General features: G+C 59.5%; 13 protein-coding genes. 10 read left to right on the top strand and 3 right to left on the bottom strand.

Annotation, left to right across the window (positions count from 1 at the left end):
- The coding region (locus tag FFS45_RS42080) for a hypothetical protein (protein WP_212745681.1) at window positions 1–252 on the bottom strand (252 nt) is incomplete at its 3' end.
- 428 nt (window positions 253–680) lie between these two features.
- Here FFS45_RS42080 and FFS45_RS02395 point away from each other — a divergent pair.
- From FFS45_RS02395 to cyoD, 5 genes are all read left to right on the top strand, one after another.
- Complete coding sequence (locus FFS45_RS02395) at window positions 681–2,228, top strand: NADH-quinone oxidoreductase subunit M (RefSeq protein WP_137953057.1); 1,548 nt, start codon at window positions 681–683, stop codon at window positions 2,226–2,228.
- A 331-nt stretch (window positions 2,229–2,559) separates the two neighbouring features.
- Window positions 2,560–3,453: a ubiquinol oxidase subunit II gene (gene cyoA, locus FFS45_RS02390; RefSeq protein WP_137953056.1), complete on the top strand. Its 894-nt coding sequence runs from the start codon at window positions 2,560–2,562 to the stop codon at window positions 3,451–3,453.
- Between the two features lie 3 nt (window positions 3,454–3,456).
- Window positions 3,457–5,448 carry a cytochrome o ubiquinol oxidase subunit I gene (gene cyoB, locus FFS45_RS02385; RefSeq protein WP_137953055.1) on the top strand — a complete coding sequence of 664 codons (1,992 nt, stop codon included), beginning with the start codon at window positions 3,457–3,459 and terminating at the stop codon, window positions 5,446–5,448.
- Window positions 5,448–6,056 carry a cytochrome o ubiquinol oxidase subunit III gene (cyoC, locus tag FFS45_RS02380; protein WP_137953054.1) on the top strand — a complete coding sequence of 203 codons (609 nt, stop codon included), beginning with the start codon at window positions 5,448–5,450 and terminating at the stop codon, window positions 6,054–6,056. Before cyoB ends, cyoC begins: the two co-directional genes overlap by 1 nt.
- Window positions 6,057–6,389 carry a cytochrome o ubiquinol oxidase subunit IV gene (gene cyoD / locus FFS45_RS02375; protein WP_137953053.1) on the top strand — a complete coding sequence of 111 codons (333 nt, stop codon included), beginning with the start codon at window positions 6,057–6,059 and terminating at the stop codon, window positions 6,387–6,389.
- Window positions 6,390–6,572: 183 nt separating this feature from the next.
- On the opposite strand, the gene FFS45_RS02370 is transcribed toward cyoD, so the two are convergent.
- Window positions 6,573–7,778 carry an alpha/beta hydrolase gene (locus FFS45_RS02370; RefSeq protein WP_137953052.1) on the bottom strand — a complete coding sequence of 402 codons (1,206 nt, stop codon included), beginning with the start codon at window positions 7,776–7,778 and terminating at the stop codon, window positions 6,573–6,575.
- Between the two features lie 211 nt (window positions 7,779–7,989).
- On the opposite strand from FFS45_RS02370, the gene FFS45_RS02365 reads away from it, so the two are divergent.
- Window positions 7,990–8,640, top strand: coding sequence for an XRE family transcriptional regulator (locus FFS45_RS02365; RefSeq protein ID WP_137953051.1), 651 nt, complete (start codon window positions 7,990–7,992; stop codon window positions 8,638–8,640).
- The gene (locus tag FFS45_RS42200) at window positions 8,618–9,064 is read left to right on the top strand and encodes a helix-turn-helix domain-containing protein (protein ID WP_137953050.1); all 447 of its coding nucleotides are present in this window, start codon (window positions 8,618–8,620) and stop codon (window positions 9,062–9,064) included. The genes FFS45_RS02365 and FFS45_RS42200 overlap by 23 nt, the downstream gene beginning before the upstream one ends.
- Window positions 9,065–9,113: 49 nt before the next feature.
- Here the strand turns inward: FFS45_RS42200 and FFS45_RS02355 are convergent, their stop codons facing one another.
- Window positions 9,114–10,142 carry a LacI family DNA-binding transcriptional regulator gene (locus FFS45_RS02355; RefSeq protein WP_137953049.1) on the bottom strand — a complete coding sequence of 343 codons (1,029 nt, stop codon included), beginning with the start codon at window positions 10,140–10,142 and terminating at the stop codon, window positions 9,114–9,116.
- Between the two features lie 247 nt (window positions 10,143–10,389).
- On the opposite strand from FFS45_RS02355, the gene ugpC reads away from it, so the two are divergent.
- From ugpC to FFS45_RS02340, 3 genes are all read left to right on the top strand, one after another.
- A complete protein-coding gene (gene ugpC / locus FFS45_RS02350; RefSeq protein ID WP_137953048.1) occupies window positions 10,390–11,544 on the top strand; it encodes a sn-glycerol-3-phosphate ABC transporter ATP-binding protein UgpC in 1,155 nt (384 codons plus the stop codon).
- 71 nt (window positions 11,545–11,615) lie between these two features.
- The gene (locus FFS45_RS02345; protein ID WP_137953047.1) at window positions 11,616–12,857 is read left to right on the top strand and encodes an extracellular solute-binding protein; all 1,242 of its coding nucleotides are present in this window, start codon (window positions 11,616–11,618) and stop codon (window positions 12,855–12,857) included.
- 79 nt (window positions 12,858–12,936) lie between these two features.
- Window positions 12,937–13,839, top strand: coding sequence for a sugar ABC transporter permease (locus FFS45_RS02340; RefSeq protein WP_137953110.1), 903 nt, complete (start codon window positions 12,937–12,939; stop codon window positions 13,837–13,839).
- The last annotated feature ends 2 nt before the right edge of the window (window positions 13,840–13,841 follow it).

The following is a 13,841-nucleotide window of genomic DNA, read 5'->3' as shown; positions in this document are numbered from 1 at the left end:
CCCTTCCCATCCCGAACAGGACCGTGAAACGACTCCACGCCGATGATAGTGCGGATTACCCGTGTGAAAGTAGGTAATCGTCAGGCTCCCCAGCAAGACCAGAAACCCCACCCAAAAAGGTGGGGTTTCTGCGTTTACGGAAACGCCATCAACAGCAACCGTCCAAGATCTGGGTTCCGGAAACCAGGCGAAATGCATCGGCAAACGCCGGGATTGAAGGATAGGTGAGAGAAGTGTTTTTGTAAGCTTCATGAATGCCGTCAAGTAATTGCTTTCTATTTGTAATAAATGATTGGACGTCCATCCCGCTAGCTTTCAACTCCGTTAATCAATTCGAACTGTCCCCACCGCGCACCAAAACAGGACGTTTTGTGGCTAAACTCGCCTGAAATTTGTGCGAGTGCACATTTCGCCTCGTGTGCGCAACACCTAAGCCCGCAATAGAGTCTATCAACTACTGCACTAATCGCTTCTTGAGTGTTTGCGGCGCTGCAAAAATCTTAATTTCGGGTTATCCTCGTTAACCCTTGACGTACCTGCGTCATTGGGACGCGTTGACCTGGCCCCCGAATCGAGTGCTGCGCCTGTCGGGCGCAAACAGAATGTAATTTATATTTCAATGCTTTCAATGTGACGGCCTTGATCCGGACGTTTTTCTGCTTCAGCCCTTTAAAGAACAAATGCAATCCGCACCGCTTCTAAGCCTTCTGATCTGGGTCCCCATCGTGGCGGGCATCATCGTTTTGCGAGCCGGTTCGGGTTCGCCCGGCCGCGCTCGCTGGCTCGCGCTCATCGGTGCGATCGCTGGTCTTTTGCCGGTGATCCCGCTGGTCGCGGGTTTCCAGAACGGCGTGCCGTCGATGCAGTTTGTCGAGAACGTGAAGTGGCTGCCTTCGTTCGACATTGCATGGCACCTGGGCGTAGACGGGATTTCGCTGTGGCTGATCTCGCTGACGGCGCTCACTACAGTCGTTATTGTCGTGGCGGGCTGGGAGTCGATCACGGTGCGCAGCGCACAGTACTTCGGCTCGTTTCTCATGCTCTCGGGCTTCATGCAGGGTGTGTTCAGTTCGCTGGACGGCATGCTGTTCTTCGTCTTCTTTGAGGCGACGCTGATTCCGCTGTACCTGTTGATCGGTACGTGGGGCAACAAGAACCGCACTTACGCGGCGGTCAAGTTCTTCTTCTTCTCGCTGATCGGCTCGCTGATGATGCTGCTGTCGATGCTGTATCTGTTCGCACAGACGCACAGCTTCGACCTCGAAATCTGGCGCAATGCGCAACTGGGCTTCGTGCCGCAGATGCTGATTTTCCTCGGCTTCCTCGCTGCCTTCTCAGTGAAGGTGCCCATGTGGCCGGTGCACACCTGGCTGCCTGACGTCCACCTCGATGGCCCGACCGGCGCCGCAGTGATGCTCGGCATGCTGAAGATGGGCGGCTATGGTCTGCTGCGCTTCGCGTTGCCGATCACCCCGCAAGCCAGCCACTTCTTCGCGCCGGCCATGATCACGCTTTCGCTGGTCGCTGTGATCTACTCGAGCCTGCTCGCGCTCGTCCAGACCGATATCCGCAAGCTGCTCGCGTATTCGTCCGTGTCGCACATGGGTCTTGTCACGCTGGGCCTGTTCATCTTCAATCCGCTGGGCCAGGAAGGCGCGATCATGCAGATGATCTCGTACGGCATTGTGTCCGGCGCCATGCTGTTGTGCACCGGCATGCTGCATGACCGCACGCAAACCGGCTCGATCGACGCCTTCGGCGGCGTGGTCAACACCATGCCGAAGTTCGCAGTCTTCGTGATGCTGTTTTCGATGGCGAACGTCGGCCTGCCGGGCACGGCTGGCTTTGTCGGCGAGTTCATGGTGCTGATGGGCGCGATCGGCTTCAACTTCTGGATTGGCGCACTCGCAGCGCTGACCTTGATCCTGAGCGCGGCCTACACCCTGTGGATGTACAAGCGCGTGATTTTCGGCGCCATTGCCAACGCACGTGTTGCGAAGCTGACCGACCTCGGCAAGCGCGAGTTCGTGCTGCTGGGCGCGATGGCGGTGCTGGTACTGGTAATCGGTGTGTATCCGAAGCCGTTCACGGATGCGATCAACCCGTCATCGACGAGCCTGCTTGCGCAGACCAATCGCTCGGCACAGCCGGTCGAGTCGGCTGCTGTCGAAACCGCCGAACGTTTGCAAGCCCGTGCTGCGGTAAACGCAACACACGCTCCGGGCTGATTGAAAGGATTGTCTAGCGGCGTCGTGTCTGTGCAAGCGGATACGACGCGTTCGTTTTTGTTGTACCCAGGCGCGCGCAACTGTCTGGATGCGCGGTCGTTAGTGGCTCGCGGTGCATAGCGTTAGCGGTCGTTTTATCGCTTGATATAAGGCAGGCACTGGTCATGTGCGCAGCACTGTGCGGCAACGTGTCGCACACTTTTGTGCTCGCAAAGGATCGTTGCGAAAAAAGTTCTTTATATTGAGACGACGGGGCTTTACTATGCGACCGCTTATTAATGGAGAGCGGTCGGATGATGTTCACTGAAGTCGTAAAGAGCAGGCAATCGATATGAAAGAAAAGACTCTACGAGGGGTGGCGAGTTCCGTCGCCATCGGCCTGGCAACACTGCTCTCGGGTTGCAGCAACCTGGATCTGTTGAATCCTAAAGGCAGTGTGGGCGCGGCGGAGCGTGACCTCATCGCCACTTCGACGTGGGCCATGCTCATCGTCGTGATTCCCGTCATTGCAATGACGTTGTGGTTCGCCTGGCGCTATCGCGCATCCAACAAGAACGCTGAGTACCGTCCGACCTGGTCGCACTCGACGGGCATCGAGATCGCGGTGTGGACTATTCCCACGCTGATCATCCTGTTCCTCGGCGTCCTTACCTGGAAGAGCACGCACGAGCTCGACCCGTACCGCCCGCTCGAATCGAGCGTCAAGCCGATCAACGTCGAAGTGGTCGCACTCGACTGGAAGTGGCTCTTCATCTACCCCGATCTCGGTATCGCTTCGGTCAACCAGCTCGCGATTCCTGTCGGCACGCCGGTCAACTTCAATATCACGTCGGACTCGGTGATGAACTCGTTCTTCATCCCGCAGCTTGGCGGCCAGATCTACGCGATGGCAGGCATGCAGACGAAGCTGCACCTGATCGCTGACGAAGCCGGCGACTACGCGGGCGAGTCGGCTAACTTCAGCGGCAAGGGCTTCTCGGACATGAAATTCCGCGCGCTGGCCCAGTCGCCTGAAGATTTCAACGCGTGGGTCGCCAAGGTGCGCGCATCGTCGAACAGCCTCGACATGAACCGCTACAACGTGGTGTCGCAGCCGGGTGAGAAAGCGCCGGTGACCTACTTCTCGTCGGTCGATCCGAAGCTCTTCCACAACATCATCGCCCGATACAACAACGGCAACGTCCTGGATCTGCAGGACAACAGCAACTGCAAGGCCAAGGGGTAACGCATGTTCGGTAAATTAACCCTCGACTCGATTCCGTACCACGAGCCGATTATCATGATGGCCGCTGCGATGATGGGTATCGCGGCGGTGGCGGTGCTCGGCACCGTGACGTATCTCGGCAAGTGGCGCTATCTGTGGACCGAGTGGCTCACCTCGGTCGACCACAAGCGTCTTGGCGTCATGTACATCATCGTTGCGATGATCATGCTGCTGCGCGGCTTTGCCGACGCGATCATGATGCGCACGCAACTGGCGATCGCGTATCACAACCCCGGCTATCTGCCGCCGCATCACTACGATCAGATCTTCTCCGCGCACGGCGTCATCATGATTTTCTTCATGGCGATGGTGTTCATGGTGGGCCTGATGAACCTGATCGTGCCGCTGCAGATTGGCGCACGCGACGTGGCATACCCGTTCCTGAACTCGCTGTCGTTCTGGATGACGGCAGTCAGCGCGATCCTGATCAACGTCTCGCTCGTCATTGGTGAATTCGCGCAGACCGGCTGGCTGGCTTATCCGCCGCTGTCTGAGCTGAAGTTCAGTCCGGGTGTGGGGGTAGATTACTACATCTGGAGCTTGCAGCTTTCCGGCATTGGTACCTTGCTGACCGGGATCAACTTCTTCGTCACGATCGTCAAGATGCGCGCGCCTGGCATGACGTTCATGAAGATGCCGGTGTTCACGTGGACTGCGCTGTGCACGAACGTGCTGATCATGGCTGCGTTCCCGATCCTGACGGTGACCCTGGCGCTGCTCGGCCTCGACCGTTACCTCGGCATGCACTTCTTCACGAATGAAGGCGGCGGCAACGCCATGTTGTATCTGAACCTGATCTGGGCGTGGGGTCATCCGGAGGTCTACATCCTGATCCTGCCGGCGTTCGGTATCTTCTCGGAAGTCATCGCGACGTATGCGAAGAAGCCGCTGTTCGGCTACAAGACCATGGTCTATGCGACCTGCGCGATCATGGTGCTGTCGTTCCTCGTGTGGCTGCACCACTTCTTTACGATGGGTTCGGGCGCGGATGTGAATGCCTTCTTCGGCATCGCGACCATGATCATTGCGATTCCGACCGGCGTGAAGGTCTTCAACTGGCTGTTCACGATCTACAAGGGCCGTCTCGAGTTCTCGACGCCGGTGCTGTGGACGCTCGGCTTCATGGTCACCTTCACGATCGGCGGTATGACCGGCGTGATGATGGCGATTCCGGGCGCGGACTTCGTGCTGCACAACAGTCTGTTCCTGATTGCTCACTTCCACAACGTGATCATCGGCGGCGTGCTGTTCGGCTATCTGGCTGGTTTCAACTACTGGTTCCCGAAGGCGTTCGGCTTCAAGCTGAACGAGAAGCTCGGCAAGGCCGCGTTCTGGTTCTGGCAGGTCGGCTTCTGGGTTGCGTTCACACCGCTGTACGTGCTGGGTTTCATGGGCATGACGCGTCGCCTGAATCACTACGACAACCCGCAATGGCACCCGTGGCTGCTGCTGGCTGAAGTGGGTGCGGTGCTGGTCGCTATCGGTATTGCGTGCCAGCTGCTGCAGATCTTCGTGAGCATTCGCGACCGCAACCTGCCGGAAAACCGCGACGTTTCGGGCGATCCGTGGGATGGCCGTACGCTGGAATGGTCGACCACGTCGCCGCCGCCGGTCTACAACTTCGCGATCGTGCCGACCGTGCATGAACTCGACGCGTTCACCGACATGAAGCAACGCGCGAAGGCAGAGAAGACCAAGCCGGTGTACCGCGACATTCACATGCCGTCGAACACAAGCGCTGGCCTCATCATCGCCGCGTTCAGCCTGGTGCTCGGCTTCGCAGCAATCTGGCACATCTGGTGGCTCGCGATCATCGGCATCGTCGGCGCAATCGGTACGGTTATCGTCCATAGCTTTAGCGACGATCACGGGTATTACATTCCCGCCGATACGGTTCGACAGATCGAAGAAGGACGTAGCGCAGGTAAGGCGCTTGAATTGGCAGAGGTGGATTAATGTCACAGACGACTACTTTAGGACACGACGTCCATCACGACGCGGACCATCTGCCGTCGCAATCGGTGTTCGGCTTCTGGCTGTACCTGATGACCGACTGCATTATCTTTGCTTCGTTGTTTGCGGTTTTCGCAGTGATGAGCCACCAGTTCGCCGGTGGCCCGACCGCCAAGGACCTGTTTGAGATTCCGGGTGTCGCGCTGGAAACGGCCGCGCTGCTGCTGAGCTCGATCACCTACGGCTTCGCCATGATCGGCGCGCACAAGGGCAAGAAGGGCATGCTGCTCGGCTGGCTCCTCGTGACGTTCCTGCTCGGTGCATCGTTCCTCGTGCTTGAACTGCGCGAGTTCTCGCACCTGATCGCGGTGGGCGCAGGCCCGGACCGCAGCGCGTTCTGGTCGTCGTTCTTCACGCTGGTCGGCACGCACGGTTTGCACGTGACGTTCGGCCTGCTGTGGATGATCGTGCTGGCTGTTCAGGTGATCCGCAGTCCTGAACTGAGCGAGCGCGACCTGACGCGTCTGACCTGCCTGAGCCTCTTCTGGCACTTTCTGGACATCGTCTGGATCGGTGTCTTTACCTTTGTCTACCTTACGAGTGTGATTTAAATGGACCACGGCCATACCGCTCACTCGGGTGATAGCCACGGCAGCTTCGGCAGCTACACGGCCGGCTTCATCCTCTCCGTCCTGCTGACTGCTGCGGCATTCGGCATCATCATGACCGGCTCGTTGACCGGCCAGAGCGCAGTGCTGGCAATCGCCGGGCTGGCGTTCGTGCAGATCATCGTGCACCTTGTGTTCTTCCTGCATATGAACACTTCGTCGGCGCAACGCTGGAACGTCATGGCGTTCGGCTTTACCGTGCTGACCGCCGTCATTCTGATTGTCGGCTCGTTGTGGATCATGCATAACGTCAGCATGAACATGATGTCGCGGTAAGCGCGTCAGGTGACCGGATTTCGTGTGATGGTGCGCCGCTTGTTGTGAGCGGGCGCTGATACGAGATCCAGACCGCATTAGGCGTAGCTGGAACTGGAACGGCCCCTCATCGAGGGGCCGTTCTGCATTTTGGGGCTACTGGTGCTACGGCGTGATCCGGGTCTTAAGCGATTGCCAGTCCGCTCAGGCAAGTGCCGGCACACGCACGCGCGCCGAACTCTGATCGATATCCAGCCTGGCGGCCAGCCAGTCGCAAATGAATTCCTGGCCCAGCGTCGGATTATCGATCTGGCAATGCGCCGCACCCGTTTCCGCGGGATCGAACAGCTTCAGTTCCGCGTCGACTCCGTGCGCTTTCGCGTAGTCGTAAGTGTCCGTCGCTGTCTTCAGCCCGAGCCAATCCTCAGTGCCCTGCAATACCAGGTAGGGAATGCTGATGTTGTCGATCACGCCTTCGAGACGGAACGCTCTTGCCTTGTCCACTACACCTTCGATCGTCTCGCAGCCGAACACCCATTTCAGATGACGCCAGATCGATCTCTCCGGCGCAGCGAGCCAGCTCTCGAACAGCGACGACATATCGAACATCACGGAATCGGAAACGGCCGCAACGATACGCTTCTCGAACGACGCCGCACGCGCCGCATATACTCCGCCGACACTCGCGCCATACAGCGCGATCTTCGCGGGATCGACGTCGGTGCGTGTCAACAGATAGTCGACGCACGCGCCGACCGGCACCTCGGTGTCCGGACGATTCGGGAGCTTCTGACGACGCAACGTCCCGCCTTGCCCTGGCATGTCGACCAGCAGCAGTGACATCCCGCGTGTCAGCGCATGCTTGGGCATTTCGTGCAGCAGTTCGTCCTTGTATTCATCGAGCCCGCCGAACGCGATGACGACCGGCGAGCGAACGTCCTTCTCCGCGCACGGCAGAAAATACGCATCGAGATGCGCGCCGTTTTCGTATGGAATCCGGATGATCTCGCCCGCCGGAGTCAACCCGGCAAGATAGCGATGCGAACAACGCTCGACGCTGTCGAAGGTATCGAGACGCCGCGGATCGTCGTGTGCAAGATAGAACTCCGACGAGCGGTAGTAGTTCGCCGCACGCAGCCAGTTGCTCGATGCCGTGCGCAAGCGCTGCTGTGCAAATGCATCGTTCGCGCGCCGTTCGCTGGTCTTCGCCAGCGCCTGCCATTCGCGGTGCCAGCTCTCGGTGTCGCCCGGCGTCATCCTCGACGCGGCCGCGAAGCACTCGCTGATCAGGCTCGCCCCTTCCTGCGCACCGCCCAACGTGCGCGCGAACTGAAAACTCAGTTCGGGCTCCGCCGGCCACTGCACCCAACCTTCTTTCTGGAAACGCCCGTACGAAGCTTGTGTCGACATGATGTTCGTCCTTTTTACATATATGTAAAAATGAGCGCGTGCGGAAGCCGTGGCTCCGCAGGCCACCCGGGAGCAGGATTCCGCTCCCACCGACGACTTTAGTCAACTTCGGATGTTCATGCAAACAATTCATTATTTATGATTCATGCCATTGTTTTTAAATATGTTTTATGTTACATATATGTAAATTTGTAGCCGGAGAAGACAACCGATGAACAGAAAATCGCGTGTCGCGTCGATTCTCGCGACGCTGCCGGCTCCGGCCGCAAGAAAGCCTTCGTCGCGGATTCCCGCGGAGGCGATCGGCCAGCGCCTTCGGCAATTGCGTAAATCCAGGGATCTGTCGCTGACGGATGCCAGCCGTTTGACGGGCGTGCCGGAAGCCACGCTGTCGCGGATCGAGACGAACAAGATGTCGCCGACGTTCGGGATGCTCTACAAGATCGTCGAGGGACTCGGTTTCGACTGGCAGGACATGCTCGTTGCGCCGTCGCGTGCGCCTTCCGCGGTCAGCGTTTCGCATCTCGACGACATTGCCTTCACCCGTCTCGCCGATATTCCCTACAGCTACTCGCTGTTGCATCAGGGAAATACGGGCGGACTCATGCCGCTGCTAATGCGCGTCCATGCGACCAGTGTGGAGGACGCGGGTGGACTCGCAGGACATGCCGGCATGGAGTTCTGCTACGTGCTGTCGGGAAGCCTGGAACTGAGCTTTGAGGGAAAAGAACCGGCCAGGCTGATGGCCGGGGAAAGCGTGCTTTTCGGCAGCGCGACGCCGCACGCGTACGTCACGCAGCAACCTGACGAAACCGAGATTCTCATAGTCCTGATGGGTCGTGACCCGACGCTGCGTTTCTGATCTTCCGTACCTGCACGCACCTTCTTGCGTGCGGTCTTCGCGTCACGCCAGCAGTGCTTCTGCTTCAATCCTCGTTGAAGCTGCGGGAAACAGCTTTAGGGCATTGCGACCAATTCGCCCCAATTGCTCGAAGTCTAGTCCCGATGACAGGCGAAGTCTGGCGCAGTGGGCTGAGGAAGCGGGGCTAAGCGAACGGAGCTTGTCGCGACATTGGCGGGAGCTTGCTGGCGTGTCTTTTCACGACTGGCGCCAACGCGCCAAACTCGCGGCGGCACTGACGATGCTCGAGGAAGGCTATTCGAAAGACGAAATTACCCGGCGACTGAGTTACAACGGTGCCTCAGCGTTCATCGCGATGGTCCGGCAAATGACAGGCGCCAGTCCCGAACGCCTGAGGCGGGAGAAACTTCATCGTGCTTCATAGCGGGAAGGGTTAGGAGTCCGTTTGAATTCGCAAAGCAGGCAGCCCGCGCTCACTTCCGGCGTGAAACCCTAGGCGCCGGCGCCGTCGTATCGCGAATCACCAGCTCCGACAGCGGTACCTTGTACGCATCGCGTTTCGGCTTGACGCCTTCGATCCGATCGATTGTCAGCGCGACCGAAATCGAAGCGATCGCGGCGGTCGGAAAGGCGACCGTAGTCAGCGCCGGGCGGAACTGATGGGCGAGATGGATATTGGTCAGTCCGATCACCGACAGATCCTCCGGAACGCGCCGGCCAAGATCCGTTGCCGCCTGGATCGCGCCAATGGCCATCAGGTCGTTGGTGGCAAACAGCGCCGTCAGTTTCGGCTGTTCGCTGAGCAGCGCACGGGCGGCCTCGTAGCCTGCCTCAATCGAGTCGCGGCAGGCGCGAACCTTGACCGAGTCGGCCGAAACGCCGCGTGCCACCAGTGCATCGACAAATCCGTTGAGCCGCACCGATTGCGGGCCGCCGGAGCCTTCGCCCAGCAGTGCGCCGATTTTCCGATGGTCGAGTTCGTATAGATGCGCAGCAGCGAGGCCGCCCGCGTGCATATAGTCCGCCGTGACGCAGGGCAACGCATGGGTTGCCTGCGCGCGCTCCCACATGCACAGTACGAGTGGCGAACCGCGCTGCGCAACCTGGGCGAGTTCGCCGGCGCTGACATCGGTATTCATCACAATCACCCCGGCAGCCAGTGTGCCTGCAATCTTGTCGAGATACGCCCGCGCGATGGCCGGATTGTCGTCAGTGTTGCATACGAGCAGAAAATAGCCGCGTCGCCGCGCCGCGGTTTCAGCCTCCAGTACGAACTCGGGGTAGAACGGGTTCGAGATATTCGACAGCATCAACGCGAGTGTAGATGTGCGTCCCTCGGCCAGCGCCCGGGCTGTGAGGTTAGGGCGATAGCCGAGTTCACGCACGGCCGCCATCACGCGTTCGACGGTGGTCGGCTTTACTTTCTGAGGATTGCGTAACACGTTGGAGACTGTGGCCGCCGTGACCTGTGCGCGTTGTGCGACTTCAGCGAGTGTCACCATGGCCGGCCCATCGCGGCGAGGGTAAACGAGTGGTGACCAGGTGCTAATGACCGCGTTGCTGGCGTTTCGCCCATATATTGAGACGTTGTCGTAAGGGTTGCGTGTCGCGAACAGCTCGGCTAATTTCACGCTCAGACACAGGAGGAAGACATGTTAATTCAAACGCCGGCTTTTCCCTCGAAAAATTTAAGCGCTTAAATTTTATGGTTCCTGACGCGATCCCCAAGAACCTCAACCGGGAAAAGGCATGACAGCTATCTCCCTTAGAAGCATCTCGAAGGCGTATGGCGAGCATCCGCCTGTGCTGCGCGACGTCAATCTGGATATCGGCGAGCACGAGTTTTGCGTGTTTCTCGGGCCGTCCGGTTGCGGGAAGTCGACGCTGCTGCGACTCATCGCCGGCCTCGAGGATGTGAGCGCGGGTGAGTTGAAGATCGGCGGACAGCGCGTGAACGAAGTGCAGCCCGCTGCGCGGGGCGTAGCAATGGTGTTCCAGAGCTACGCCTTGTTTCCTCACATGTCGGTATTCGAGAACATCGCTTTTGGCCTGCGTATCGCTAAGGTCTCAAGCGACGAGATTCGACGCCGCGTCAACGAAGCGGCACGCGTCTTGCAAATCGAGTCCTTGCTCGAGCGCAAGCCGCGTGCGCTGTCCGGCGGCCAGCGGCAGCGTGTGGCGATCGGCCGGGCGATTGTTCGGGAACCCAAAGCATTCCTGTTCGACGAGCCCTTGTCCAATCTGGATGCCACGCTGCGCGCTCAGACCCGCATCGAAATCGGCCGCCTGCATAAGCGCTTCGATCAGGCCAGCTCGGTGTACGTCACGCACGATCAGGTCGAGGCGATGACGCTGGCCGACAAGATCGTGCTGCTGCGCGCCGGCGAGGATATGACCCGCTTTGGCAGCATCGCTCAGATCGGTTCCCCTCTGGATCTGTATCACCGGCCGGCCAACCTCTTTGCGGCGGGCTTTATCGGCTCGCCACGGATGAACTTCTTGCCGGCACAGGTGGTGGCGACGACAGGCACACGAGTCGATATCAAGCTCGACGATAGCGGGGAAACGCTGGCTCTGACTGACCGGACGATTGAAGCATCTCTAAAGGCCGGCACGCGGGTCACGCTTGGCATCCGCCCGGAGCATCTGACTATTACGGCGCCGCAAGTGGATCAGGCCGGCATGACCCTCACGCGTGAAGTGGCCTTCACCGAGCAACTCGGCGAACTGACGTATGTGCATCTGGATGTTCGAGGCGGGCGCCCGCTGATCGCCAAGGCGCCCGGCAGCAGCAACGTGCGTGCGGGTGAACGGCATGTGTTCTCGGTCTCGCCCGGCTCGTCCCATCTGTTCGACGAAAGCGGCAATGCAGTAGCCGTGGCGCGCAGCACCTTGCTTCACTAGCCGGTTAGCGGTTGTGATCTGGCGGCTCGCACCCGGTGGCCGCCGCCATAAATTGAATATTGGAGACAATCATGAAGTTCGGAGCTGGGAAGTTCTTACTGGCGGGTGTCGCGTGTCTTGCGATGGCCGCTGCAAGCTACGTCGATGCCGCCACGCTAAGAGTGACCGTGTCTGCGCGCGGCAACCAGCGCGCGGTGTGGCAAGACGCGTTCGATCAGTTCGAGAAGGCTAATCCCGATGTCGACCTGAAGGTGACCTATGTGGGCGAGGAGGCCTACAAGGTCCAGATGTCCGGCTGGCTCGCGACCGATCCGCCCGATGTGCTGAGCTGGCACAACGGCGAGCGCATGGCCTATTTCGCCAAACGCGGCCTGCTCGACGACCTGAGCGCGGATTGGCAAAAGAACGGCTGGAACCAGACGTATGTCGCGGTCAAGCCTCCTTCCACGTATGCAGGAAAGCAGTACGCGGCTCCGCTGGGCTACGACTCGTACGGCTTCTTCTATCGCAAGGACCTGTTCGAAAAAGCAGGTATCACCAGCGAACCCAAGACGTGGGATGAGTTTCTCGCCGACTGCAAAAAGCTGAAGGACGCCGGCATCGCGCCGATCGCCGTGCCGGCCAAGGATTCGTGGACGCTCGCCGCGTGGTTCGACTACCTCGACCTGCGCATCAACGGCTACGCCTTTCACGAGCAACTGATGGCGGGTGAGATTGCCTACACCGATCCGCGCGTGCGCAAGGTTTACGCCACGTGGAAGACGCTGATCGATGACAGGTATTTCGTCGACAATGCGCTGTCTTATGACGTCGACTCGGTGAGCCCGCTGCTCGTCAACGGTCAGGCGGCGATGATGTTAATGGGGACGTTCTTCTCGGCAGGGCTGCCGGCGTCCACACGCGACAAGATGGGCTACTTCCGCTTCCCGGTGATCGATTCGGCCGTACCGATGGCCGAAGATGGCCCGGTCAACATCCTGATGATTCCTGCGAAGGCCGGCAACAAGAAAGACGCGCACCGGCTGCTCGCCTTTATGGCGCAGCCGCAGATCAACGGCGAACTGGCGAAGGGCTGGGGCCAGTTGCCGTCGAACAACCAGGCGCCGGAGCCGCAGGATCCGATCTCGAAGATCGGCTTCCAGATTCTGTCGAGCACGCCTGGCGGAGTCGCGCAGTTCTACGACCGCGACATGACCAAGGAAATGGCCGACGAAGGCATGAAGGGGATGCAGCAGTTCTATAGCGACCCGAACCAGCTCGACGCGATCCTGAACCGGCTCGAACAGTTCCGCCAACGGATCTACAAGAAGTAGGCCGCAGCATGGCCGGATTGCGCTGCACCGCGATCCGGCAACCTGCATCCGGACGAGGAACCTGAACGTGTCCAGCACCATGTCAGACAAAGCCGCGCCAGTCAGCCACGAGCGCTACCGGGCGCCCGCGCCGTTGAGCCGCCGGCGCAATCGCACGGCCCTGCTGTTTCTGCTGCCCGGGGGCCTGCTGTTTGCAATCTATGTGATTTACCCGGTGATTAGCAGCATCTTGCTGAGCTTCTACAACTGGGACGGCATGACGCCGAAGACCTTCGCGGGCCTTGAGAACTACCGCGAACTGCTGCACTCCGACACGTTCTACATGGCGCTGAAGAACAACGTCATCTGGCTCGTGCTGTTTCTGCTTGCACCGCCTTGCGGTCTCGCGCTCGCGCTATATCTGAATCAGAGCGTGCGCGGCATTCGCCTCGTGAAGTCGCTGTTCTTTGCGCCATTCGTGCTGCCGGGCGTGGTGGTCGGTCTGGTGTTCGGATGGTTCTACGACCCGACCTTCGGCCTGCTGAAGTTGATCGTGGGCCACGGCATACCGGTTCTTGGCGATCCGCGCTATGTGACCTACGGGATCATTTTTGCCGCGCTGTGGCCGCAGATTCCGTTCTGCATGATTCTTTACCTGACCGGACTGACCGGCATCAATAGCGAAATCATCGAAGCTGCCCGCATGGAAGGCGCCAAAGGCTTCACGCTGCTATGGCACGTGATCTTGCCGCAACTTCGGCCCGCCACCTTCATGGCGGTCGTGCTGACCGTGATCGGCGCGCTGCGCAGTTTCGATCTGATCTCAGTGATGAGCGGAGGCGGCCCATTCGACAGCTCGACCGTGCTGGCCTATTTCATGTACGACCAGGCGATCAAGTACTACCGCGAAGGCTATTCCGCCGCGATCGCGGTGGTGCTGTTCCTGATCATGCTGGTCTTCATTGTGTGGCAATTGCGGCGTCTCGTGCGCAGCGAATCCTGAGG

It is taken from the genome of Burkholderia sp. 4M9327F10 (genome assembly GCF_005503145.1).
In the GTDB taxonomy this organism is placed as follows: Bacteria; Pseudomonadota; Gammaproteobacteria; order Burkholderiales; family Burkholderiaceae; genus Paraburkholderia.
The sequence above is the reverse complement of the archived record's forward strand: the minus strand, read 5'-3'. Positions and strand labels throughout refer to the sequence as shown.

Excerpts from the sequence above, each read along its gene's own strand:
- FFS45_RS02345 (WP_137953047.1), top strand. The coding sequence starts at position 11,616 with ATGAAGTTCGGAGCTGGGAAGTTCTTACTGGCGGGTGTCGCGTGTCTT.
- FFS45_RS02340 (WP_137953110.1), top strand. The coding sequence starts at position 12,937 with ATGTCAGACAAAGCCGCGCCAGTCAGCCACGAGCGCTACCGGGCGCCC.
- cyoA (WP_137953056.1), top strand. The coding sequence starts at position 2,560 with ATGAAAGAAAAGACTCTACGAGGGGTGGCGAGTTCCGTCGCCATCGGC.
- cyoD (WP_137953053.1), top strand. The coding sequence starts at position 6,057 with ATGGACCACGGCCATACCGCTCACTCGGGTGATAGCCACGGCAGCTTC.
- cyoB (WP_137953055.1), top strand. The coding sequence starts at position 3,457 with ATGTTCGGTAAATTAACCCTCGACTCGATTCCGTACCACGAGCCGATT.
- cyoC (WP_137953054.1), top strand. The coding sequence starts at position 5,448 with ATGTCACAGACGACTACTTTAGGACACGACGTCCATCACGACGCGGAC.
- FFS45_RS02355 (WP_137953049.1), bottom strand. The coding sequence starts at position 10,142 with ATGGTGACACTCGCTGAAGTCGCACAACGCGCACAGGTCACGGCGGCC.
- FFS45_RS02365 (WP_137953051.1), top strand. The coding sequence starts at position 7,990 with ATGAACAGAAAATCGCGTGTCGCGTCGATTCTCGCGACGCTGCCGGCT.
- FFS45_RS02370 (WP_137953052.1), bottom strand. The coding sequence starts at position 7,778 with ATGTCGACACAAGCTTCGTACGGGCGTTTCCAGAAAGAAGGTTGGGTG.
- ugpC (WP_137953048.1), top strand. The coding sequence starts at position 10,390 with ATGACAGCTATCTCCCTTAGAAGCATCTCGAAGGCGTATGGCGAGCAT.
- FFS45_RS02395 (WP_137953057.1), top strand. The coding sequence starts at position 681 with ATGCAATCCGCACCGCTTCTAAGCCTTCTGATCTGGGTCCCCATCGTG.